Annotated in this window: 21 protein-coding genes; 15 read left to right on the top strand and 6 right to left on the bottom strand. The window is 29.7% G+C overall.

Annotated features, from left to right (window positions below; all coding sequences use genetic code 11):
- Window positions 1-4: 4 nt before the first annotated feature.
- From ACJJVY_RS16040 to trxA, 6 genes are all read left to right on the top strand, one after another.
- Window positions 5-3,205, top strand: a complete 3,201-nt coding sequence (locus tag ACJJVY_RS16040) for an efflux RND transporter permease subunit (RefSeq protein WP_405611172.1) — start codon at window positions 5-7, stop codon at window positions 3,203-3,205.
- Window positions 3,192-4,511, top strand: coding sequence for a TolC family protein (locus ACJJVY_RS16045; protein WP_405611175.1), 1,320 nt, complete (start codon window positions 3,192-3,194; stop codon window positions 4,509-4,511). Before ACJJVY_RS16040 ends, ACJJVY_RS16045 begins: the two co-directional genes overlap by 14 nt.
- A 69-nt stretch (window positions 4,512-4,580) precedes the next feature.
- A complete protein-coding gene (locus tag ACJJVY_RS16050) occupies window positions 4,581-4,715 on the top strand; it encodes a hypothetical protein (RefSeq protein WP_405611178.1) in 135 nt (44 codons plus the stop codon).
- A 119-nt stretch (window positions 4,716-4,834) separates the two neighbouring features.
- Complete coding sequence (locus ACJJVY_RS16055; protein ID WP_405611181.1) at window positions 4,835-5,467, top strand: Crp/Fnr family transcriptional regulator; 633 nt, start codon at window positions 4,835-4,837, stop codon at window positions 5,465-5,467.
- Between the two features lie 61 nt (window positions 5,468-5,528).
- Window positions 5,529-6,503 (top strand): DUF3365 domain-containing protein, encoded by a 975-nt coding sequence (locus ACJJVY_RS16060; protein ID WP_405611184.1) that lies wholly within the window; start codon window positions 5,529-5,531, stop codon window positions 6,501-6,503.
- Window positions 6,504-6,515: 12 nt separating this feature from the next.
- Window positions 6,516-6,812, top strand: a complete 297-nt coding sequence (trxA, locus tag ACJJVY_RS16065) for a thioredoxin (protein ID WP_405611187.1) — start codon at window positions 6,516-6,518, stop codon at window positions 6,810-6,812.
- Between the two features lie 56 nt (window positions 6,813-6,868).
- Here trxA and nadB read toward each other — a convergent pair whose 3' ends face one another.
- Together nadB and nadA are read right to left on the bottom strand one after the other, a co-directional pair.
- Entirely contained in the window at window positions 6,869-8,452 is a 1,584-nt protein-coding gene (gene nadB, locus ACJJVY_RS16070; protein ID WP_405611190.1) for an L-aspartate oxidase, read from the bottom strand.
- Between the two features lie 11 nt (window positions 8,453-8,463).
- On the bottom strand, window positions 8,464-9,459 hold the full coding sequence (gene nadA / locus ACJJVY_RS16075) for a quinolinate synthase NadA (protein ID WP_405611193.1): 996 nt from the start codon (window positions 9,457-9,459) through the stop codon (window positions 8,464-8,466).
- A gap of 105 nt (window positions 9,460-9,564) precedes the next feature.
- Between nadA and ACJJVY_RS16080 the strand changes: the two genes are divergently transcribed.
- The 4 genes from ACJJVY_RS16080 to ACJJVY_RS16095 all read left to right on the top strand — a co-directional run bounded on the left by ACJJVY_RS16080 (window position 9,565) and on the right by ACJJVY_RS16095 (window position 12,937).
- On the top strand, window positions 9,565-10,152 hold the full coding sequence (locus tag ACJJVY_RS16080; protein WP_405611693.1) for an SAM-dependent methyltransferase: 588 nt from the start codon (window positions 9,565-9,567) through the stop codon (window positions 10,150-10,152).
- Window positions 10,153-10,214: 62 nt separating this feature from the next.
- Window positions 10,215-11,546, top strand: a complete 1,332-nt coding sequence (locus ACJJVY_RS16085; RefSeq protein WP_405611196.1) for a cytochrome ubiquinol oxidase subunit I — start codon at window positions 10,215-10,217, stop codon at window positions 11,544-11,546.
- A 6-nt stretch (window positions 11,547-11,552) separates the two neighbouring features.
- Window positions 11,553-12,629 (top strand): cytochrome d ubiquinol oxidase subunit II, encoded by a 1,077-nt coding sequence (cydB, locus tag ACJJVY_RS16090; RefSeq protein WP_405611199.1) that lies wholly within the window; start codon window positions 11,553-11,555, stop codon window positions 12,627-12,629.
- Window positions 12,630-12,640: 11 nt separating this feature from the next.
- Window positions 12,641-12,937 carry a hypothetical protein gene (locus ACJJVY_RS16095; RefSeq protein WP_405611202.1) on the top strand — a complete coding sequence of 99 codons (297 nt, stop codon included), beginning with the start codon at window positions 12,641-12,643 and terminating at the stop codon, window positions 12,935-12,937.
- A 30-nt stretch (window positions 12,938-12,967) separates the two neighbouring features.
- On the opposite strand, the gene pncA is transcribed toward ACJJVY_RS16095, so the two are convergent.
- Window positions 12,968-13,576 (bottom strand): bifunctional nicotinamidase/pyrazinamidase, encoded by a 609-nt coding sequence (gene pncA / locus ACJJVY_RS16100; RefSeq protein WP_405611205.1) that lies wholly within the window; start codon window positions 13,574-13,576, stop codon window positions 12,968-12,970.
- Between the two features lie 15 nt (window positions 13,577-13,591).
- Complete coding sequence (locus tag ACJJVY_RS16105; protein ID WP_405611208.1) at window positions 13,592-14,989, bottom strand: nicotinate phosphoribosyltransferase; 1,398 nt, start codon at window positions 14,987-14,989, stop codon at window positions 13,592-13,594.
- A 175-nt stretch (window positions 14,990-15,164) separates the two neighbouring features.
- Here ACJJVY_RS16105 and ACJJVY_RS16110 point away from each other — a divergent pair, with 175 nt between their 5' ends.
- From ACJJVY_RS16110 to ACJJVY_RS16130, 5 genes are all read left to right on the top strand, one after another.
- Window positions 15,165-16,469: a TolC family protein gene (locus tag ACJJVY_RS16110; protein ID WP_405611211.1), complete on the top strand. Its 1,305-nt coding sequence runs from the start codon at window positions 15,165-15,167 to the stop codon at window positions 16,467-16,469.
- Between the two features lie 54 nt (window positions 16,470-16,523).
- Window positions 16,524-17,603 (top strand): efflux RND transporter periplasmic adaptor subunit, encoded by a 1,080-nt coding sequence (locus ACJJVY_RS16115; RefSeq protein WP_405611214.1) that lies wholly within the window; start codon window positions 16,524-16,526, stop codon window positions 17,601-17,603.
- A 109-nt stretch (window positions 17,604-17,712) separates the two neighbouring features.
- Window positions 17,713-20,907: an efflux RND transporter permease subunit gene (locus ACJJVY_RS16120; RefSeq protein ID WP_405611217.1), complete on the top strand. Its 3,195-nt coding sequence runs from the start codon at window positions 17,713-17,715 to the stop codon at window positions 20,905-20,907.
- A 39-nt stretch (window positions 20,908-20,946) separates the two neighbouring features.
- Complete coding sequence (locus tag ACJJVY_RS16125; RefSeq protein ID WP_405611220.1) at window positions 20,947-21,252, top strand: hypothetical protein; 306 nt, start codon at window positions 20,947-20,949, stop codon at window positions 21,250-21,252.
- Window positions 21,253-21,271: 19 nt separating this feature from the next.
- On the top strand, window positions 21,272-21,457 hold the full coding sequence (locus ACJJVY_RS16130) for a DUF2892 domain-containing protein (protein ID WP_405611223.1): 186 nt from the start codon (window positions 21,272-21,274) through the stop codon (window positions 21,455-21,457).
- A 4-nt stretch (window positions 21,458-21,461) separates the two neighbouring features.
- On the opposite strand, the gene ACJJVY_RS16135 is transcribed toward ACJJVY_RS16130, so the two are convergent.
- Together ACJJVY_RS16135 and ACJJVY_RS16140 are read right to left on the bottom strand one after the other, a co-directional pair.
- The gene (locus ACJJVY_RS16135; RefSeq protein ID WP_405611226.1) at window positions 21,462-22,352 is read right to left on the bottom strand and encodes a YihY/virulence factor BrkB family protein; all 891 of its coding nucleotides are present in this window, start codon (window positions 22,350-22,352) and stop codon (window positions 21,462-21,464) included.
- Between the two features lie 102 nt (window positions 22,353-22,454).
- Window positions 22,455-25,196 (bottom strand): outer membrane beta-barrel protein, encoded by a 2,742-nt coding sequence (locus ACJJVY_RS16140; RefSeq protein ID WP_405611229.1) that lies wholly within the window; start codon window positions 25,194-25,196, stop codon window positions 22,455-22,457.
- Between the last annotated feature and the right edge of the window lie 304 nt (window positions 25,197-25,500).

The raw sequence follows: 25,500 nt of genomic DNA on the forward strand, positions 1-25,500 counted from the left end.
TTACATGAAAAAACTAATTACTTATTTTATAAAATATCCTGTTGCTGTAAATGTATTTATTATTGCATTTATAGCCTTTGGTTTGGTAGGTGCTTTCACAATGAAATCTTCTTTCTTTCCGTTAACAGACTCAGAATTAATAAGCATTTCTTTAGCATATCCTGGGGCATCACCTCAAGAAATGGAAGAAGGTGTTGTATTAAAAATTGAAGACAATCTAAAAGGAATTGTTGGTGTAGAGCGTGTAACATCCGTCTCTAGTGAAAACTCAGCAACTGTAAGTATAGAGGTAGAAAAGGGTAAGGATATAGATGTTGTTTTATCGGATGTAAAAAATGCGGTAGACAGAGTACCTTCTTTTCCTTCTGGTATGGAACCTGCAGTAATTGCAAAAGTAGAAAACATAAGGCCTACTATTAGTTTTACTGTTAGTGGAGAAAATATTGAACTAAAATCTTTAAAGCAATATGCTAGAGGTATAGAAAATGATATTAGAGGTATCGAAGGAATTTCGCAAGTTAGTATTTCTGGTTTCCCTGATGAGGAAATAGAAATTGCTGTTAAAGAAAACGATTTACGTGCCTATAACTTATCTTTTGCAGAAGTAGCAACTGCAGTACAAAACTCTAACCTTTTAATTACTGGTGGTAATATAAAAACACCAGAAGAAGATTATTTAATTAGAGCAAGTAATCGTTCTTATTATGGTGTAGAATTGCAAAATTTAATTGTAAGAACAGAGCCAAACGGTAATATAATCCGTTTAAAAGATATTGCAGACGTTAAAGATACTTGGTCAGAAACACCAGACAGGTTATACTACAATGGTAACTTAGCCATAGATATTTCTATCAGTAATACCAATAATGAAGATTTACTTTCATCTGCAGATAAAATTAAAGAATACATACATAAGTTTAATCAACAAAACCAAAATGTATACTTAGATATTACAGATGATAGAAGTGAAACTTTACAAGGAAGAACGTGGCTTTTAGTAGAAAACGGAATTGTTGGTATATTACTTGTTTTGTTCTTTTTAGCCTTGTTTTTAAATTTACGTTTGGCAATTTGGGTAGCATTTGGTCTGCCAGTAGCATTTTTAGGAATGTTTATTTTTGCAGCGCAATTTGATGTAACCATAAATATTTTATCTCTTTTTGGGATGATTATTGTAATTGGTATTTTGGTTGATGATGGAATTGTAATTGGAGAAAATATTTATCATCATTATTACGATTTAGGGAAAACAAAAATTCAAGCAGCAATAGACGGAACGGTAGAGGTAATTCCACCAATTATTTCTGCAATTTTAACCACTATTATTGCTTTTTCTACATTGTTTTTTGTGGATGGAAGAATCGGTAATTTCTTTAGTGAAGTTTCTACAATTGTACTCTTAACTTTAAGTGTTTCTTTAATTGAGGCATTGGTTATTTTACCAGCACATATTGCACATTCTAAGGCTTTAGATAGAAAAAAGTTAGAAAATGGTGATGAAATTAAAACAAGCGGTATTGATGGGTTTTTTAATAAGATAAACAAATTTGCTGATGGAGGTTTAACTAAAATCAACGAAAAATTTTATGTCCCTTTTTTAAAGTTTTCGTTAAAAAATAAAATATTTGCGTTTTCAGTGCCAATTGCATTACTAATTCTTAGTATAACATCTATTGGAGGAGGTATTGTAAGAACTGCATTTTTTCCTTCTATTGCAAGTGATAAAATACAAGTAACTTTAAAAATGCCACAAGGTACAAACGAAAAAATTACAGATTCTATAATTTCTGGTATTGAAGAAAAAGCTTGGATTGTAGGTAAAGAGTTTACAGAAAAACAATCTGGTAAAGAAGAGGTTGTACAAAATATTATAAAAAGAGTTGGTCCTGGTAGTGCAAATGCTACTTTAAATATTAATTTATTGCCAGGGGAAAGTAGAGAGTTTTCATCACCAGAAATTACCAATGCTTTAAGAGAGAAAGTAGGTAAAGTTTATGGTGTAGAAAGTTTAGTCTTTGGTTCTGGAGGAAATTTTGGAGGAAGTCCGGTTGCAGTTTCTTTATTAGGTAATAATATTGATGAGTTAAAAGCTGCAAAAGAAGATCTAAAAATAGCCTTAGAAAATAATCCTTTATTAAAAGATATTTCTGATAATGATCCTGCCGGAATTAAAGAGGTAAATATTACGTTAAAAGACAATGCATATTTATTAGGGCTTAATTTACAGTCTGTAATGGCACAAATACGTAATGGTTTCTTCGGTTTTCAGGCACAACGTTTTCAAAGAGGGCAAGATGAAATAAAAGTTTGGGTACGTTATAATAGAGAAGATAGATCATCAATTAAAAATTTAGATGATATGCGTATTGTTGCTCCAAACGGGACAAGAATACCGTTTTCAGAAATAGGAACTTATGAAATTAAAAGAGGAGATATTGCTATTAATCACTTAAGTGGTAAGAGAGAAATACAAGTTTCTGCAGATTTAAAAGATGCTAAAGAAAGTGCAACAGAAATATTAGAAGACATTAAAACACGTGTTATGCCACAGATAATGTCTAAATATCATTCGGTTTCTCCACTTTATGAAGGTCAAAATAGAGAAGCAAATAAAACTTTAGATTCTTTAGAATGGTTAAAATGGATAATTTTGGCATTAATTTACATTGTAATTGCGTTTACATTTCGTTCTTACAGTCAGCCAATTTTGTTACTTTTAATGATACCATTTAGTATGATCGGTGTTGTTGTAGGTCATTATTTTCACGATTTTCCTATTAACATTTTATCTTGGTTAGGTATAATTGCTTTAGTGGGTATTATGGTAAACGATGGTTTAGTTTTAATTGGTAAGTTTAATAGTTACTTAAAAGAAGGTATGTTGTTTGATGATGCACTTGTTGCGGCAGGTCAATCTCGTTTTAGAGCAATTTTCTTAACCTCTTTAACAACAATTGCAGGTTTAGCACCTTTAATGTTAGAAAAAAGTAGACAAGCGCAATTTTTAATTCCGATGGCAATATCTATATCTTATGGTATTGCAATTGCAACTGTTTTAACTTTAATAATGTTACCATTATTATTATCGGTTTCTAACTCTATAAAAGTAGGAATTAAGTGGTTAAAAACAGGAGATAATGTTACTAAAGAAGAAGTAGAAAGTGCTATAATAGAATCTAAATTCGACGAAGATGAAGATCATTAAAAATACAGTATTGTTGGTCATTTTTTTATCGACTTTACAAGGAATATCACAAGAAATTTTAACTAAAAAAGAAGCGTTAGAAATTACTTTAGAAAATAATTTTGGCGTAAAAATTGCAAATAATAATTTAGAAGTAGCTAAAAATAATAAGAGCATCTTTAACACTGGTTTTTTGCCAACGGTATCTGTTTTTTCTGGTGCAAATTACAGTAACGATGATCAGACAATTACTAGGCAAGATGGTACGTCTACAACAGTAAATGGAGCAGTTACAAAGTCTTATAGTGCTTCTGTTGGTTTAGATTATACACTTTTTGATGGATTGGGCAGAAGGTATAATTATAAGCAACTAAAGGAAACCTATAATTTAACAGAGCTACAAGCAAAAGAAACAATAGAAAACACCTACTTACAGTTGTTTACGGCATATTTTCAAATTGCTCGTTTATCAGAAAATAGAAATAACCTATCAGAAGCGTTAACCATTTCTAAACAAAGGTTAGAGCGTGCGAAATATCAATATGATTATGGACAATCTACAAGGTTAGAGTTGTTAAATGCAGAAGTAGATGTTAATAATGATAGTATTGCTTTAATTTCTGCAAGACAACAATTGAGTAATGAAAAACGTGGTTTAAACATTATTTTAGGGGTAGAAAAGAAAGTAGATTATGTGGTAGAAACGGAAGTGGAATTTATTGGAATGATGAATTTTGTTGACTTAGAAGCTAAAACTTTAGCAAATAATTCTTTATTAAAACAAAATGAAAAAAACATTGCAATTAGCGAGTTTAATATTAAAGTAAACAAAGCAAATTATTTACCAACTTTAGCATTAAGTACATCTTACGATTGGGGTAAAAGTGAAAACCCTGCAACATCTTTCTTAGCAGGTTCTACTTCTAATGGATTGAATGCTGGTTTAAGTCTGTCTTGGAGTTTGTTTGATGGAGGTAGTACAAAAACAAATGTTGCGAATGCAAAAATTAGTTTAGAAAATCAGCAAATATTATTAGAGCAACAAAAGATTACTATTCAAAATAATTTAAAAAATACTTGGGATACTTATAATAATCAACTTTTTATTATTGGTGCTCAAGAAAAAAATGTTGCTACTACACAAAATAATTTTGATAGAACAGAAGAGCGTTACAAATTAGGACAAGTAACTTCTATTGAGTTTAGACAGGCTCAAATTAATTTGATAAATGCAAAAACAGCTTTAAATAATGCAAAATTCGATACAAAATTAATAGAATTACAATTACTACAATTAAGCGGAGATATTTTAAATGTAAGTTTTTAAGCAAACTGACTTTTGTCATAATTCAGACAAAACTTAATATGTAATTTTGGGGTATAAATATTAGTGAAAATGAATTTTTCTATCATACCTCAGGTTTCTTGGACACTTGGTACCATCCTAATAGGTTTTTTTGCATTGGTTGTTGTAGGCTTAGTTGTTGCTGTATTTCTTTTAATAAATAGTGATAAGAAGCCTAGTAAATGATAGAAGTAGCGTTTAGTCATAAAAATCCGAGTTGAAAAACTCGGATTTTTTGGTTTTAAAGAAAATAGTTTTGCCTTTAAAAACATTTGCTTAAATTTAATGATTACAAAAGCAATTTAATGAATACTGATTTTAAAGAAAGTTTTGGTTACCTCTTCGTAGAAGAATTGATTAATGAGATAGACACAGTTGGTGTTCACAAAGTTTTTAAACAAGATTATATCATTATAGAAATTGGCGAGTATATAAAATCGATGCCTTTATTAATTTCTGGAGCTATTAAAATCTTGAGAGAAGATGAAGATGGAGACGAATTGGTACTTTATTATTTAGAAAAAGGAGATACTTGTGCAATGACGCTTTCTTGCTGTATGGGGCAAGCCAAAAGTAAAATTAGAGCTGTTGCAGAAACAGAAGTAGAGTTAATTATGTTGCCTAAAGAAAAAATGGCTACTTGGTTAAGTAAGTATAAAACCTGGCAAGATTATATTTTACAAAGTTACCATAATAGAATGGATGAACTTTTAGATGCTGTAGATACCATTGCCTTTTTAAAGATGGATGAACGCCTTTTTAAATATTTAAAAGACAAAGCAATGGTTACACATAATGATGTTTTAAATGTAACTCACAAGCAAATTTCAGAAGATTTACACACCTCTAGAGTTGTAATTTCTAGATTACTTAAAAAGTTAGAGAATGAAAGTAAAATTCAACTTTTTAGAAATAGTATTAAAGTTTTAGAACTGTAACTTAAGTTACTAACTTAAAAAGTAGTTTACTTTATTTTTGATAATAATAAAATACAAAAAGATGAGGTTAATTACTGTGCTAATATTATTTACGTTTTTATTTAGTTGTAAAGATTCTAAAAAACCATCCTATACCATAAAAAACCAGACTTCGAATAAAAACTTGGCAGAAGAACATCCAGGAAAAAAATTGATGGAAGCAAGTTGTTATACCTGTCATAGTGTTACTGCTTCGGAAGATAGTAGACTTGCGCCACCAATGATTGCTATAAAAAGAAGATACATCAATGAGAATATTTCTAAAGAAGCTTTTATAAATGATATACAAAGTTGGATGAATAACCCAACAGAAGAAAAGGCGAAAATGTACGGAGCAGTTAAAAAATATGGTTTAATGCCAAAATTAAGATATCCAGAAAAAACGATTCAGCAAATATCCGAATATATGTTTGATTTTGAAATAGAGAAACCAGAATGGTTTGAAAGTCATTTAAAAAAAGGTAAAGCCTATGATAAAAAAATGATAAATAACCAACAAGGTAATTTAGATAATGAAGTTTATATTAAAAAAGGATTGAATTTTGCGTTGACTACAAAGGCTGTTTTAGGTAAAAATTTGATATCTAAAATACAACAAGAAGGGGCATTGGCGGCTCTTAAATTTTGTAATATAAAAGCATATCCTTTAACAGATAGTATGTCTATTGTGCATAATGCTAATATAAAAAGAGTATCAGATAAACCAAGAAACCTAAAGAATAAAGCCAATACAGAAGAATTAAAATATATTAATGTTTTTAAAGGTGATGTAAAACAACAAATAGAATCTAAACCGGTTATTGTAACTACAGATGATAATGTACAGTTTTATTATCCTATTAAAACAAATGCTATGTGTTTACAATGCCACGGAATAAATAATAAAGTTAAAGAGAATACAGCAGAAATGTTAAAAAAATTGTATCCTAATGATCTAGCTTTAGGTTATAATGATAATGAAGTAAGAGGTATTTGGAGTATATCATATAACAAATAATTAGAATAAAAGATGAGTAAATTTTCAGAGATAATTAATCAAGATAAACCCGTTTTAGTAGATTTTTTTGCAGAATGGTGCGGACCTTGTAAAACAATGAGCCCTATTTTAAAAGAAGCAAAAGATGCTTTAGGTAATAAAGTTGCTATTATTAAAATTGACGTAGATAAAAATCAATCTATAGCTTCTAAGTATCAAGTAAGAGGTGTGCCAACTTTAATTCTTTATAAACAAGGCAAACAAGTTTGGAGACAATCTGGAGTGGTGCAAAAAAACGAATTAGTTACACTTGTAAATAAGTTTTCGTAAAAATATAGTGAAAATCATAAAAAAAGCATCTAATTATTTAAATGCTTTTTTTATGATTAAATACAGTCTAAGCTATAAAAACCACCACAATTTTCTGTTCTCTTTTTAGAAAACTGAGTAATTAAATACGCCGTTGTAATTAAGTTTCTTAACTCGCATAAATCAACAGAAAGCTCAGAATAATCGTATAAGCGTTTGTTGTCTTTATAAAGTACTTTTAATCTTTTTTCGGCTCTTAATAAACGTTCATCAGATCTAACAATACCCACATAATTAGTCATAATAGTTTTTACTTCATTTCTATCATGAGCAATCAATCTTTTTTCCATATTTTTAATTACCTGACTATTATTCCAAATAGGAATGTCTGTTGGTAATTTTGAATTTTCATATTTTTTAGAAGCATTTAAAAAAGCTTTATGGGCATAAACTAAACCTTCTAAAAGAGAATTAGAAGCCAATCTATTTCCGCCATGTAATCCAGTTCTTGTAACTTCTCCGCAAGCGTATAATCTTTTAATAGAGGTTTTTGCTTTTTTATTAACGTTTACACCTCCGCAAATGTAATGAGCTGCAGGTACAACAGGTATATAATCTTTACTAATATCAATATTAAGAGAAGCGCATTTTTCTGTAATATTCGGAAAATGTTCTTTAAATTTAACTATATCTAAATGGGTACAATCTAAATAAACATGAGGTCTTCCACTTTTTTTTAATTCGTTGTCAATGGCTCTTGCAACAATATCTCTAGAAGCTAATTCTTCTCTTTCATCATATTTATGCATAAAGAAATCGCCATTATAATCTCTTAGTTTAGCGCCAAAACCTCTAACAGCTTCAGATATTAAAAATGCAGGATATTCACCTGGATTATATAATGCTGTTGGGTGAAACTGTATAAATTCCATTTCAGAAATTTCTGCTTTCGCTCTGTATGCAATTCCTATCCCGTCTCCAGTAGCAACAGCTGGGTTTGTAGTAGTTTCGTAAACTTGCCCATTACCCCCAGAAGCTAGCATTGTAAATTTACTTACAAATGTTTTTACTTTAGAGTTATTAATATCTAAAACATACGCCCCAAAACAAGAAACTTTACCATTTCGTTTTGTTTTGGTTTTTTTAACTTGATGCTCTGTAATTAAATCTATCGCATAATGATGCGTTAAAAACTCAATATTAGGTTGTGCATTTACTTGCGCTAATAAAGCACGTTCTATTTCTGCGCCTGTAATATCTGTATGATGTAAAATTCTGTTTTGAGAATGGCCACCTTCTCTACCTAAATCGTAGTTTCCTTTTTCATTTTTATCAAACTTTGTTCCCCAATCTATTAACTCTTGTAACCTTTCTGGAGCATCTCTAACAACCATTTTAACAACATCTTCATCGCACAAACCATCACCAGCAATTAAAGTGTCTTGTATATGTTGTTTAAAAGTGTCAACTGTTTTATTGTAAACGGTAGCAATACCGCCTTGTGCATATTTTGTATTAGATTCGCTTTGTTTGTCTTTTGTTACAATAACAACTTTAGCATCTTTATGCTCTAAGGCAACTTTTAAAGCAAACGTTAATCCAGAAACTCCAGAACCAATTACTAGAAAATCTGTAGCAATAATATTTTTATCAGTTAACATTTTAAGAAGTACTATTTAGATATTTCTAACATTCTATTGATAGGTATAATCGCTTTTTTAGCTAATTCTGCATCAACTTCTATGTTTGGTAATTCGTGTTTTAAACATAAATACAATTTTTTCATTGTATTCATTTTCATGTAAGCACATTCGCTACAAGCACAAGTATTGTCTTCTTTTGCAGGTGCAGGAATAATAATTTTATCAGGGTTTTCTTGTAGCATTTCATATAAAATACCTGCTTCTGTAGCAACAATAAATTTTTGTTTATCGCTATTTTTTACATGATTTAATAAACCAGAAGTAGAACCAATATATTTGGCAACTTTAAGCATATGAGCTTCAGATTCTGGATGTGCTATTAATTCTGCATCTGGATGCTCTTTGTATAAGTCGATTAACTTTTCCATGGAAAAAGCTTCATGAACCATACAGGCTCCATCCCAAAGTAACATTTCTCTACCAGTTTCTTTGTTTAAATAATCACCTAAATTTTTATCCGGAGCAAAAATAATTGGTTGCTCTTTAGGTATAGAATTGATGATTTTTAAAGCGTTAGAAGAAGTACAAACATAATCGCTTAAAGCTTTAATATCTGCAGAACAGTTAATATATGTTACTACTATATGATCTGGATGCTGTTTTTTAAATGCAGAAAATTCTTCTGGTGGACAAGAATCTGCCAAAGAACAACCTGCTAATAAATCTGGTAAAAGTACTTTTTTGTTTGGGTTTAAAATTTTTGCGGTTTCTGCCATAAAATGTACACCAGCAAAAATAATCATGTCTGCATCTGTTTTGGCGGCTTGTTGTGCTAAAGCTAGACTATCACCAACAAAATCTGCAATTTCTTGTATTTCATCAATTTGATAATAATGCGCTAAAAGAACAGCATTCTTTTCTTTTTTTAGCTTTAAAATCTCCTCAACATAATTAATATTAGGAGTTTCTATATCTAAAAAACCCTTTTTATTTAAATTTTTTTTCGCAGCAATTAAAGCTTCCATAAAAAATGTGTTATTTTTAACTAGAGTACAAATATAAACTCTATTTTGTTGGTAGGAAAATGAATGTTATTTTTCTATTAAATTATAACTATAATGCAGTAAATGTTGAATTTATCTGAAGATTTTTGGGGTAAGAAGTATCAAAGAAATAAAATTGGTTGGGATTTAGGAACGGTTTCTCCTCCTTTAAAATCGTATTTTGATCAATTAACTAATAAAGAGCTTAAAATCTTAATTCCTGGTGCTGGAAATTCTTACGAAGCCGAATATCTTTTTAACAACGGATTTATAAATATGTATGTTTTAGACATTTCTAAAGTACCTTTAGAAAACTTAAAAATAAGAGTTCCAAATTTTCCTGAAACTCAATTAATTCATACTAATTTTTTTGATTTAGAAGGTAAGTTTGATTTGATTATTGAACAAACTTTTTTCTGTGCCATAAATCCTGATTTAAGACAAAAATATGCTTTTAAAATGAATGAGTTATTAAGTGAAAAAGGAAAGTTAGTGGGTTTACTTTTTGATGCGAGACTTAACAAAGATCATCCACCTTTTGGTGGAAACAAAAAAGAATACTTAACTTATTTTAAAAAGTATTTTTCTATGGATATTTTTACAGAATGTTACAATTCTTATCCTAACAGACAAGATATGGAGCTGTTTGTGAAGTTTGTTAAAAAAGGAATTTAATTGTAATAAATGTTACAGAAGACCAATCTTGTTTTTGTATTTTTATAGTTTAAAATCAGGATATGGAAGACATGTTATTTTACGATAGAATGCAATTTGCGTTTACTATCACATTTCACTATTTATTTCCGCAATTAACAATGGGTTTATCATTGATGATTGTGTATTTTAAATGGAAGTTTTTAAGAACAGAAATTGAAAAATACAACGATGCTGCAAAATTTTGGATGAAAATTTTTGCACTCAATTTTGCAATGGGTGTAGTTACTGGTATTCCTATGGAATTTCAATTTGGTACAAATTGGGCTAAATTTTCTGAATTGACGGGAGGTATTATCGGGCAAACTTTAGCAATGGAAGGCATGTTTTCATTCTTTTTAGAATCGTCCTTTTTAGGACTCTTTCTCTTTGGTGAAAAACTCTTAGGACATAAACTCCATTTTCTCACAGGTTTTCTGGTTTTTTTAGGCTCTTGGGCAAGTGGGTATTTAATTATCGCTACACATTCTTGGATGCAATATCCTGTAGGATATGAAATTATTGAAAACGGAAAATTTGTATTAAATAATTTTGGTGCTTTATTTTCTAACCCTTGGTTATTACCATCTTATTTACACAATCAGGCAGCTTCTTTAGTAACATCATCTTTTGTAGTTGCTGCAATTGGTGCTTTTTATTTATTGAATAATAAACATCATGAATTCGGGAAATTATTTGTAAAAACAGGTGTTGTTTTTGGTTTAATTTCTAGTTTATTAGTTGCTTTCCCAACGGGAGATTTAGTGGCTAAAAATGTGGTTAAATATCAACCAGCTACTTTTGCCGCCATGGAAGGAATTTTTGAAACTGAAGAAGGAGGTTCTGAAATTGTATTAATTGGACAGCCAAACATGTTAGAGAAAAAATTAGATAACAAAATAGCAGTTCCTAACATTTTAAGTTTTTTAACCTACCAAGATTGGAATGCAGAAATTAAAGGTTTAAATGAGTTTGATAAAAGCGTTCATCCTACAAACGTGCCTGGTTTGTATTATTCGTATCATATTATGGTTGGTTTAGGTACTATTTTTATAGGATTAATGTTGTTGGCAACTGTGCAATTATTCCGAAGAAAATTATACAAAACAAAATGGATTTTATGGGCATTAATGTTTATGTTGCCTTTTCCATATATCGCAAATACTACAGGTTGGTACACAGCAGAATTAGGTAGACAACCTTGGTTAGTATATAATTTATTAAGAACATCTGCAGGAGCATCTCCAACAGTTTCATCAGGAAATACATTATTTACATTATTAGGTTTTATTGGTTTATACCTTCTTTTAGGAATGTTGTTTTTAATGTTAGCAGGAAAAATTATTAATAAAGGTCCAGAACCAGAAACACACTAATAAATTATGGAATTATTTTGGTATATCGTTTTAATGACAATGTTGGCTGTTTATGTAATTTTAGATGGTTATGATTTTGGAGCAGGAATTATTCATTTATTTTTTGCAAAAAAAGAGAAAGATAAAAAAGCAATTACAAATGCAATTGGTCCTTTTTGGGATGCGAATGAAGTTTGGTTAATTGCTTCTGGAGGAGTTTTATTCTTTGCTTTCCCAACTTTATATGCATCTTCTTTTAGTGGATTTTATTTACCATTAATGATGATTTTATGGTTGCTGATTTTTAGAGCAATTGGTTTAGAATTAAGAGGACAAATACATAACAAAATGTGGGAATCTATTTGGGATAAAGCATTTGGAATTTCTAGTTTATTACTGGCTTTGTTTTTTGGAGTTGCTTTAGGAAACGTGGTAAGAGGTGTAAATTTAGGAAACGTGGTAGACGGTATTTCTACTCAAGAAGCGCATTATTTCTTTTTGCCTCTTTGGAATCCTACATTTAGTCCACAAGCAGAACAATTAGGAATTATAGATTGGTTTACATTATTATTAGGAATTATCGGAGTTGTTGCTTTAACAATTCACGGTGCCAATTGGATTATTTTTAAAACCAATTCAGATATCAATGAAAAGCTAAAAAAAGTAGTTTTTAATTTGAATTTTGTGTTATTAGGTTTGGTGATTATCTCACTATTTATTTGGCATATTATAGATCCAGAACCGTTTCGTAATTTTATAGATAAACCTTGGTTAATTATCTTTCCCATAATTTGTTTTACGGGATTGTTTGGTCTTTTTAAAGTGAAATCATTTAAAAAACACGGATTAGGATTTTTGTTCAGTTCGTTATTTTTATTTGGCGGATTAACATCAACAGTGGCATCAATTTTTCCAAAAGTATTGCCATCAACAAATAACATCAATCCAGATTTAACTTTGTACAATGTTGCTGCAGATGAATACGGATTATCTGTTGGTGTATATTGGTTTGCAATTGCGGCCGTTTTAGTTGCGGCTTATATGGTGATTCAATACAGAGTTTTTAAAGGAAAAATGGATAATGTTGGTTATGGAGAGCATTAAAAACTTGAATTATGACAGGAACATTAATCTCTTTAATTAGTATTTTTATTGGGATTTTAGGTGCGAACCTTTTTGGTGTTTATAAAGAAAAATACTCTTTTGGTTTTACAGGAAACACCTTAGTAGGTGTTTTTGGTAGTATTTTTCTCATCAAAGTTTTTGGCAGGTTAGGTTTTAATCCTTGGTACATTATGCAAAACGAAACATTTGATATTTGGTTGTTTATAATTAACGGTATTGTTTCTGCTTTAGGTGGTATTTTAGGGGTTTTTATTTCTAAAATAATTTACATTAAAATGAACAAGTAATTAAAAAAAACGCTTTTCAATAAAGAATATTTACTCTATAGATTCTGATGTTATAACCTGAATGCCCATAGAAATCATTTCTTCTTTAGTTGTATTAAAAGTTTCTTCATCTAAAGCTTTAGAAGCATCTTCAATAAAAAAACAGTTAAAACCTTCTTTAATAGCATCTCTGATAGAAAAGTAAACACAAATATCTGCAGCTAAACCGCATAAATAAAGTTCCGAAGTTCCTTTTTCTTTTAAATAACCTGCTAATCCTGTAGATTTTAAGTACCCGTTGTCAAAAAATGCACTATAACTATCAATTTTTGTATCTGTTCCTTTTCTAAAAATAGCCTCAAAATTTTTTGTATTTAACTCTGGATGAAATTCTGAACCTTTAGTATTTTGTACGCAATGGTTTGGCCATAAAGTTTGTGACTTACCATGCAATTCAATTTCATCAAAATTAGATTTTCCTTTATGATTTTTTGCAAAACTTACATGATTTATAGGGTGCCAATCTTGTGTAGCAACAATTAAATCAAATTTATCTAAGATCTTATTAATTATAGGTACAATTTTATCACCCTTAGAAACAGGAAGCGAACCGTTTGGCATAAAATCGTTTTGTACATCAATAATAAGTAGCGTTTTCATAAGTAGAAATTTTATTTAGATTTTATATTTATTAATTAAAAGATCTCGTTCTTTTTTAAGTTGAGGACTAAGACCAATCTTATAAATATGCGGATTCTGAAAACGCTTATATTCATCAGGTAATTGTTTTAAACGCGATTGTGAGTATTGAGTAATTTCAGTTACAGTTCTATGAGGAGTTGTTCTTTTTCCATTTTCCATTACCAACTCAAGTAAAGGTTCGTGTTTGTAATTATCAAGTTCTAAACTTTTTGTTGTATCAAAAGGATGTTGCATAAGAGTAACTTTATCTTCAGCATACATTGTTATTGCATCTGCTCCATAAAACATGTTTTTATCATCTATCATTCTGTAAACTTGTTTTTTAAATGGGAGAGAGGTTTTTATAATATTTTCTGAAAGTTTAATTCTTGGAGTATCATTAAATTCAGATAATTTATAGACTCCATCTAATGAAGCATCAGGTTTACCGGTAACCAAGTTAGTACCAACTCCGTAAATATCTATAGGAGCTCCTTGCTCTTTTAAACTTTTAATAACGTACTCATCTAATTGATTAGAAACTACAATTTTTACATATTCTAAATTTGCTTGGTCTAATAAATTACGTGTTTTTTTAGATAAATAAGCTAAATCTCCACTATCTAAACGTATACCTAGTAATTTATCTCCTCTTTCTTCCATTTCTTTAGCAACTATAATAGCATTTGGTAATCCACTCTTTAAGGTACTATAAGTGTCTATTAAAAGAACGCAATTTTTTGGTCTCATTTTAGCGAAATCTCTAAATGCTTGCAATTCATTCTCATAACTTTGTATAAAAGAATGTGCCATTGTGCCCGTTGATGGAATGTTATAATCTTCTGCAGCTTTAACGTTGCTTGTACTATCAAAACCACCAATTGCGGCAGCTCTAGATGCATAATAGCCACCTGTGGCATGAGCACGACGTAAACCCATATCTAACAATATGCCATCTTTTGCACTATATTTTATTCTACTCGCTTTGGTTGCTATTAAGGTTTGAAAGTTAAGAATATTTAATAGAAGCGTTTCTATAATTTGAGCTTCTATAATGTTAGCCTCTACTTGTAATATTGGTCGATTTGGAAAAACAATATCACCTTCTTTACTAGCATAAATAGTTCCTTTAAAACGAAAACTTTTTAAATACTCTAAAAAATCATTTTCAAATCCTTTTTGTTTTAAATAAGAAATATCTGAAGAAGAAAACTCTAAGGTTTCAAGAATATTTAATACATCTTCTAATCCTGCAAAAATGGAATAACCACTTTTAAAAGGATTATGGCGATAATAGTAATCGAAAACAGCACGTCCTTTAGGTTTTGTACTAAAATAGACTTGAGCCATGGTAATTTGATAAAGATCTGTATATGCAGCAGTAATGTTCATACCAATTTGGTTTTAAAATTGTGAAGATATTTAAAAAAAAATAGATTATTCTTAAGCTTTCAGAAAATAAATATTGTATTCAACTTTAATTTAAAATCATTCTCTACTCGGTAACTTATGTTACTAACTACAGTAATTATCTAATGTACTTTTGCCTCAGATAAATAAATGATACATGAAAAATATACTATTTATACTTTTTTTATTTGTAGGAACTTTGTTTTTACAATCACAAGAAATAATACCAATTTCTGTAAATGAAGTATTATTAAAAGTTAGAGAAAACAATACCAGTATCAAAATCTCTCAAGAAGAGTTTAATGCTGCCAAAGCAGATTATAGTCAAACCAATGCAGTGTTTTTACCAAACATTTCTGCGAGTCATACAGGTATTTCTACAACAAATCCGTTAATGGCTTTTGGGTCTAAATTGAATCAAGAAATTTTAACATCAAACGATTTTAATCCTGCTTTGTTAAATGATCCATCAGTTACTAGAAATTTTGCAACAAAGATAGAAGTTCAGCAACCATTAATAAATCTTGATGGTTTTTATCAGCGAAAAGCTGCAAAATCTAAAATGCAAGCAATGTCTTTAAAGACAGAAAGAACGCAAGATTATTTGCTGTTTGAAGTTGATAAAGCTTACATGCAATTGCAATTGGCATACAAAGCAGTTACTGTTTTAGAAAAAGCTTTAGAAGCAGCAAATGCCAATAAAAAAATGGCAGATAATAGTTATAAAGAAGGTTTTTTACAAAGAGCAGATGTTTTAAATGTAGAAATACGCGTTACCGAAGTTAAAAACCAACTACAAACTGCAAAAAGTAATGTACAAAATGCTTCTAATTATTTGTCTTTTTTGATGAATGACAAAAGTGATTTTATTTATAAACCAACAGAAAATTTATCTGTTGTTAATTTAAATGTTGATGACAAAAATATATCAGAAAATAGAAGTGATATCAAAGCAATGGAACTTGCTTTAAAAGGATATGAACAAATGAATAAAGCTGATAAAATGGCTTTTTTACCAAGATTAAATGCTTTTGGAAGTTACGAAATGTATGATAACAAAGTTTTTTCTGGTGATGCTAATGGTTACATTATTGGTGCGCAATTAAGTTGGGATATTTTTCAAGGTTCTAAACGTTTTGGAAAAGCCCAAAAAAGTAAAGCTGAATTAGAAAAATCGAAGCTAGAATACAATCAATATGTGTCTAAAAGTAATTTAGAATTAAACAAAGTAAAACGACAATTGGTTGATGCAAAAAACAGATTAGAATTAACAAGTTTAGCAGTGCAACAATCTGAAGAATCTTTAAGAATTAGAAAAAATAGATTTAAAGAAGGTTTAGAAAAAACATCAGATTTATTAATAGCCGAAACTCAATTTGCTCAAAAGCAATTAGAATATTATCAAACAATTTTCGAATACAATTATACACAAACCTATTTAGAATTTTTAACCAAGCAATAGAAATAGTTGGCAGTAAATAGTCGCAGTTTTTAGTAAAAAATAAAACCAATACAAATGAAAAAATACATATACATAATAGCAATATTTACAACATCATTATTAATAACGAGTTGTGGCAGTGAAGAAAAAAAAGCAGCAATAGATACTACACCTGCAATTAAAATTACAGTAAGTAAAGTTGCAATAAATAGTGATAGCCAGTTTTTATCTGTAAGTGGAAAAATACAAGCAACTAACAGTGCAGATTTAAGCACAAGAATGATGGGGTACGTTAAAAATGTACACGTAAATGTTGGTGATAAAGTAAAAAAAGGTCAGTTGTTAGTTTCTATTAACAATACTGATTTACAAGCGAAAAAAGCACAAGTAAACGCCGGAATTACACAGGCACAAACAGCTTTTAATAATGCAGAAAAAAATTACAATCGTTTTAAGAATTTGTTTGCAAGTAAAAGTATTTCTCAAAAAGAAATGGATGACATGACAGCTAATTACCAAATAGCAAAAGCTGGTTTAGAATCTGCAAATCAAATGAAAAACGAAATTAATGCTCAGTTTACTTATTCTAACATTACAGCACCTTTTAGCGGTGTAATTACCAGTAAAAATATTGAAGCAGGAGATATGGCAAACCCAGGAATGCCATTAATTAGTTTAGAAACTCCTAAAGTTTTTGAAGTAATTGCAATGGTGCCAGAAACAGAAATTTCTCAAATTAAAAAAGGGACAACTGTAAATGTTTTAGTAAAAGCAATTTATAAATCGGTAAAAGGAAAAGTTACAGAAGTAAGTACTTCTGCTAAAAATACGGGAGGACAATATTTAGTAAAAATAGCTTTAGAAACAACAGATGCAAATATTTTATCAGGAATGTTTTCTACAGTTCAGTTTCCGGTAGAAAGACAAACAAAGTCTTCTTTGGTTTTAATTCCTACGGATGCAATTGTTAAAAACGGACAATTATCTGGAGTTTATACAGTGAGTGAAAGTAATACAGCATTGTTGCGTTGGTTGCGTTTAGGTAGAACTTACGGAAATAATGTTGAGGTTTTATCAGGTTTAAATGCTGATGAATCTTATATAATTTCTGCGGAAGGAAAATTATTTAATGGAGCAAAAATTACAATTCAATAACTAACATTCCGCGTTAAGGATAGTAGTGGAAATCCTTTTTTTGCTGCCATTTATGGCAAAAAAAGATTGAAATGAATAGCCTGTTAAAACGCCCAAAAAAATAAAAAAAATGAAAGAAGGTTTAGCTGGTAAAATTGCAAAAGTCTTTATTGGATCAAAATTGACAGTCTTGCTAATGATCGTTTTTATGGTTGTTGGTGTGTACAGCTCGTTTTTAATTCCGAGAGAAGAAGAACCACAAATTGATGTGCCAATGGCAGATATTTTTGTAGGATATCCAGGTGCAAGTCCTACAGAAGTAGAAAATAGAGTTGTAAAACCTTTAGAGAAATTAATTTCTAATATTAAAGGTGTAGAGTATGTGTATGCGACTGCAATGAACGAAAAAGCAATGGTAATTGTTCAGTTTTATGTGGGCGAAGATATTGAGCGTTCGTTTGTAAAACTGTATAATGAAATTAACAAACATATGGATCAAATGCCGCAAGGTGTTACATTTCCATTGGTTAAAACACGTGCTATTGATGATGTGCCAATGCTAGGTTTAACGTTGTGGAGTGAAAACTACAGTGATTATCAAATTAGCCAAATGGCGCAAGAGTTAGAAACAGAAATTAAGAAAGTAAATGATGTTTCTATTACACATAAAATTGGAGGAAGAAATCGTCAGTTAAGAGTTGTTTTAGATAAAGATAAATTGGCTGCTAGCGGATTAGATTTCTTATCTGTTTCTGAAATGATAAAAGCCAATAATACACAATTAAGTTCTGGTAGTTTTGATAAAAATGATACTGAATTTTTAGTAAATACTGGTAAATTTTTAGCTTCAGTTACAGATGTAGAAAACTTAGTAGTTGGTGTGCAGCAGAATTTGCCAATTTATTTAAAACAGATTGCAACTATTGTTGACGGACCAGAAATTCCACAAAACTATGTGTCTTTAGGTTTTGGACAAGCAAGTGATAAAGCTCAAACATATAAATCTGAATATCCTGCAGTAACGATTTCTGTTGCTAAAAGAAAAGGAGCAGATGCAATGAAAATTGCAGAGGTGGTTTTAGATAAAGTAGCTCATTTAAGAACTACTTTAATTCCAGATGATGTTCATGTAGAAGTGACAAGAAATTATGGAGAAACAGCTTCTCATAAAGTATCAGAATTGTTATTACACCTTATTGGTTCTATAATTGCTGTAACGCTTGTAGTGATGTTAGCTATGGGTTGGCGTGGTGGATTGGTAGTGTTTTTATCTGTACCAATTACGTTTGCTTTAACATTGTTGAGTTACTACATGTTAGATTATACTTTAAACAGAATTACGCTTTTTGCATTGGTTTTTGTTACAGGTATTGTAGTTGATGATTCTATTATTATTGCAGAAAATATGCACAGGCATTTTAAAATGAAACGTTTGCCTTTTAAACAAGCAGCTTTATATGCAATTAATGAAGTTGGTAACCCAACAATTTTAGCAACATTTACTGTAATTGCTTCTGTTTTACCAATGGCTTTTGTGTCTGGTTTAATGGGACCTTATATGGCGCCAATGCCAATTGGAGCCTCAATTGCAATGATTTTATCATTATTTGTAGCTTTAACAATTACACCTTATTTAGGATATATTTTCTTAAGAGAAAAAGATAAAAAAGGAGGAGAAGAAAAAGTTGAAAAACCGTTAGAAGAAACGTTTATTTATAGAGTATACAACAAGTTTGAAAGACCTTTATTAGAAAATGGAACGAAAAGATGGTTGTTTTTAGGCGGAACGTTTGTAGTTTTAATGGCAACAATGGTGTTGTTTTTCACCAATTCTGTTGCCGTAAAAATGTTACCTTTTGATAATAAAAATGAGTTTCAGGTGGTAATAGATATGCCAGAAGGAACAACTTTAGAAAGAACAGCTGTTGTAACGCAAGAAATTGCTCAGTATTTATCTACAAGACCAGAGGTTGTAAATTACCAAAACTATATTGGTACTTCTGCACCAATAACTTTTAATGGTTTAGTGCGTCATTATGATTTACGTGGTGGAAGCAATATGGCAGATATTCAAGTGAATTTGGTTGATAAAGGAGAACGTGAAATTCAAAGTCACGGAATTGCAAAATTGTTAAGACCAGAAATTCAGAAAATTGCTAAAAAATATAATGCAAATGTAAAGTTGGTTGAGGTGCCACCAGGACCTCCAGTTTTATCAACCATTGTTGCAGAAGTTTATGGGCCAGATTATGAGCAGCAAATTAAAATAGCAAACAGCGTTCAAAATATTTTAAATAATACAGATGATGTAGTTGATGTTGATTGGATGGTTGAAGCCGATCAAACTGAATATCAATTTGAAATAAATAAAGAAAAAGCCATGTTGTATGGAGTTGCTCCTCAGCAAATTGCATATACAATGAATATGGCTTTGTCTAACAGAGCAATTACAAATTTGTATGATGAAAATGCAGTAAATCAAATTGGCTTAGTTTTAACTTTGGATGAAAAAGAAAAGTCTACAATTTCTGATATTTCTCAATTGAAAGTAAAATCTAAAATGGGAAATATGGTTCCAATTGCTGATTTGGTTGAAATTAAAGAGACGATTGCTGCCAAAAGTATTTATAGAAAAAATCAAAAACGTGTTGTTTATGTGATGGCAGATATGGCTGGAGAATTAGAAAGTCCTGCTTATGCAATTCTTGGTATGGAAGAAAAATTGAATAAAATTGAACTTCCAGAAGGTTATAAATTAAACGAAATGTATTTAGGTCAGCCAGAATTTGAAGACGATTATACTGTAAAATGGGATGGAGAATGGCAAATTACTTTAGAGGTTTTTAGAGATTTAGGAATCGCATTTTTAGGCGCAATTATCTTAATTTATATTTTAATTGTGGGATGGTTTCAAAACTTTAAAGCGCCAATTGTAATGATGGTTGCGATACCATTATCATTAATTGGAATTGTTTTAGGACATTGGATTATGGGAGCCTTTTTTACTGCAACTTCATTTATTGGAATGATTGCATTAGCAGGAATTATGGTAAGAAACTCGGTATTATTGATTGATTTTATCAACTTAAGATTAGAAGAAGGAATTCCTTTAAAACAAGCTGCAATTGAAGCAGGAGCAGTAAGAACAACGCCAATTTTATTAACTGCAGGAACTGTTGTAATTGGAGCATTTGTAATTTTATTTGATCCCATTTTTCAAGGATTGGCAATTTCTTTAATGGGAGGTACGATTGTTTCTACAGTATTAACCTTATTGGTTGTGCCATTAGTATATTACATGATAGAAAAGAAGAATTATAAATAGTTCTCGACTGCGCTCGAACGGACATTAAAATAAAATAATATGAAATTAGTATTAGTTACAGCCGTAGAAGAATTTCAAAAAGAAGTTTTACAAATCTTCAAAAAAGCAAATATTGAAAATTTTAGTAGTTCAGATATTGATGGTTATAAAAATGTATCCACATTATTAAAAGCTTCTAGTTGGTTTTCTGGAGAAAAAAACGGAAATGAATCTACGATGTTTTTTTCTTTTACAGGTAAAGAAAAAATAGATGGGTTATTTGTGTTGTTAGAAGAGTTTAATAAAAATATTGAGACAAACAATCCTTTAAAAGCGATTGTTTTACCAATAGAAAGATTTATATAAATTTAAAAAACAGAAAGTAATGTTAAATAAATATTTTAGAGTGATTGTAGGTTTTATGGTGTTGTTAACTGTTTTTCTTACGTATTATGTAAGTATAAACTGGTTGTGGTTCGGTGTATTTATTGGTGTAAATATGATACAGTCTGCATTTACAAAATGGTGTTTGTTAGAAACTATTTTAATAAAATTAGGTGTTAAGAAATAATCTATTACTCAGGTTGTTGTAAAAGATATTTTTGCGAATAGTTTCTAGTAAAATGAGCACCAAAAAAGAGTATTAAACTCGTGTAAGAAACCCATAGCATAACTAAAATTATAGAACCAGCTGCTCCATATGTTGAGCCTGGTTCTAGCTCACTAAAATAAATTGCTAATAAGTATTTACCCAAGACAAAAAGAATAGACGTTAGCAAAGCACCAATTCTAACAGCTTTCCATGGGATGTTTACATTTGGTAGCACTTTAAACATGGCGGCAAAAACAAAATAAATAGAACCTAAAGAGATAAAAATATCTAAAGTAAAAAGATATTTAACCAAACTCTCAGAAATAATATTTTTTAAGTTTTCACCAAAAGTACTTAATAAGGATGTTAAAACAAGACTTATCAGTAATAGAAAAACAATTATTAAGATAAAACCAAAACTTTTTAATCTACCAAAAACTGTTTGTAAAACTCCATTTTCAAATCTAGGTTTTGCATTCCATATAGAGTCTAAAATGTTTTGTATTTGAAAAAAAACTCCTGTAGAACCATATAACAAAGTAGCAATACCAATAATGGTTGTAAAAAAAGAGGTTTTTTGATTTCCATCATTTACCATCATTTCTTTAATTGTTCCAGCTGTTTCTGAACCAATAGCAGTCGATATTTCATTTAAAATTTGTCCCTCAACTATATCTTTTCCCCAAATAGAACCTACTAAGTTAAAGATTATAATTACTAATGCAGGTAATGAGAGTATCGCATAATAAGCAATAATTGCAGCTTTATTAAAAGGATCATCATTAAACCAAGATTTTGCACTTGTAATTAATAAACTAGGTAAATGGGTTAGTTTAAACTTTAGATTTGTGTTTTTTTCTTCCTTATTTATCATATAAAGCTAATTTACAGAATAAAAAATAAATCAATCTGTAATTAGCTTTACTGAATACCTTTATAAAGTTAATAAATTCTTATATTTTTAGTTTTTTAAAGTCTAACCTCTATATCTTCTTCTGTCTTTAGGCTCAAACTTTTTACCGGCATTACCCAAACTATTAAACTTCCAAGTAAAAGATAACATTGCATATTGATTTAAAACAGTACTTGAAGAATCTTGAATATAATCTTCTGTTGCAACTCTTCTTGCATTTGTGTTTTGATCTAAAATATCATAGATTTTTAAACTAATTGCACCTTGGTCCTTTAAGATTGAATAACGTAATGTTGTGTTCCAAAACCAAGCACTTTTTTGAAACCCGTCTGCAATATTAGGATTGTAGTTAAAGTTTACATCATTTAACCACTCAAATTTCTTTAAGAAGCTACTCGATGTTGTAATGTTAACATTGTGGCTAATAAAATCATTGTTGCTAAAACTTTCTATATCATATCTATTTTGACTTATAGAAACTGTATATTCTGGCCTTATTTGTAAAACTTCATCCCAAGAAAAATCAAAACCAATTGTTGGAGAAAGAGAAGTTATTTCACTAGAGTATTGCACTCCGTTATTAAAGTTGATGTTTTTATTGTAGTTAGCAAAAAGTCTAAAATCTGTTTTTAAACTTCCAAAATCTTCCCATTTTTTGGTAAGACTAAAACTACCACCTACAGTAGCGCTTATAAAACCATCTACATTTGCATACGTTGTTTCTCTAATTAATGTACTTGTATCAATTATTGTATTAGCTACAACTCTATCATTGGTTAAAGTAATGTTTGCAAAAGACCAAAATCCTGTTCTTTTTTGCCAGTTAAAATTAGAGGCACCTAATCTTATACTATGTATTTTGGAAGGTGATAATAAAGGATTACCAGTTACTATATTTAACGGATTAGATTCATCTCTAAAAGGTTGTAATTGAGATAAACTTGGTGTTGCATTTCTAAAGTTATATCTAAGTCTGTAGTTGCTAGTTCTACTTTTTCTGTAACGAACATTTACTCCATATTCTAAATTATTAAACTCTCTTTCTAGATTTGTTTCTGGTCTTAAAAAATCAGAATTTTTTAATGTTCTATTATTAAAAGCAATATCTGTAGAAGCTGACCATTTTTCATTTCTAAATTGCAATTTGGTACTTGGTCTGCTAGTTTTGTCTGAATACTCAAAATCTGTACTTAATAAATCGCTAAAGCTTGTATAAGCATCTGTATTCGAATCAAAATCGAAAGTACTTCTTGTATTTTTTGTTTTTGTATTACCAACTTTATAGGCAACATCTAAAAACAATTTATTACTAATTAAAGGGAAACGATATGTTAACTCACTTGCAAATTCTTTTACATCTATATCACCATCAGAATATTGATCTCTAATAATTTGTTCTGAACTAGAGCCATAAATATTAGTTTCTGATTTTACTAAATCATCACTTTCTGTTTTGTTTAGATTTGCAGTTAATTCTAATCTTAAAAAAGCTCCTCTACTACCAAATCTTTTTGTAAAATTAAGTTCATTATCAAAAGTAGTTTTATCAGAATCTGCAATTGATTCTGTTTTAGAATCATTTGTAAGTGATCTACTATTATCTAAAGTTTCTGAAAAACTGTTGTATCTATTGGTATTTAAATTTTTATTAAAATCACTTTCAATATCAACCCTAAAAGTACTATCTACTTCTATTTCAAAATCGATACTAGCTTCATGGCTATCACTATCGTTTAAAGAAGTATTTTCTGATGTACTAAAATAACTTGTACCGTCGGATAAAAAAGTTTCTGTACTTGTTGCCGATTTATTGTCAGATTCACTGTTTTTGTAGAAATAATCTCCAGAAAATTCAAATATTTTTCCAAAAGAATTAATGTAATTTAAACCATAGTTGTTAGAGGTTACAATACCTTGCCCACCACCAAAACTTCTGTTATTACCGCCAAATTGTAAACGTTGGTTACCAAAACTAAAACCAGGTGAGTTAATATTGTTTCCACCAGCTAAAAGCCCTATTCTTTCCGTCCCTTTAAAACGAGTTGCCATACCAGCATACTCATATCTTTTATCAGTACCAGCACCAGCAGCAACTTTACCAAAGTATCCTTTGTTATTTTCTTTTTTGATGGTTAGGTTTATAGTTTTGTTTTCTCCATCAGAATCTTCACCAGAAAAAGCTTGTGCATTGTTTTTTGTATCAGAAATTTGTATTTTTTCTATAATATCTTTGGTTAAGTTTCTTGTAGTAATAGTTGGGTCGTTACCAAAAAATGGTTTTCCGTTTACTAGAATTTTATCTACAGATTTACCATTAACCGTAATTGCTCCTTCATCATCTACTTCTACACCAGGTAATTTTTTTAATAAATCTTCTACATTGGCATCTGCTTTTGTTTTAAAAGATTTTACATTAAATTCTAATGTGTCTTTTTTGATTGTTATTGGCGCACTAGATCTAATTACAACAGCATCTAAAGAGTTTTCTGTTTTTAAAAGTAAATCTCCTAAATTTTGATTTTTTACATCAATTATTTTTGAATAAGGTTCAAATCCGATAAAAGAAACTACTAATTTTACTTTAGAATCTGATGTTTCTCCTACAAGATTAAAATAACCTTTTGCTTCTGATATTGTATAAGAAACAATGCTACTATCTTTTAACCTCTCTGCATGAACTGTTGCAGACTCTAATAACTCTAAATCTTCTTGAGATTTAATAGTACCAGAAATTGAGAATTTTTTAGTTTGAGAAAAAGTTATTGTGCTTAAAAAAAGACAAATAAGGAGTAGTTTTTTGGTCATTTTAGTCAGTAATTTTTTGCAAATATTTAACTAATAATCAAATACTGACTCTTCTTTAACAGAACTTTATGTTTTATAACATTTACTTATAATTATATTATTTTTATTTATTCTAAATAAAGATTTATATTTGCAATATATTTTTAAAAGAATGATTGTTTTTTATACTGAAAATAACGCTGTTGCACCATTACTAGAGACTTCTGTATGTAATACTGTATGTTCTACAAATTGTATAAAACCAAAAAGTAAATGTTGTAATAAGTATAAAAAAAAGGGCATCAACTGTAAGCGATGCCCAAAT

The organism is Polaribacter sp. Asnod1-A03, from assembly GCF_045063585.1.
In the GTDB taxonomy this organism is placed as follows: Bacteria; Bacteroidota; Bacteroidia; order Flavobacteriales; family Flavobacteriaceae; genus Polaribacter.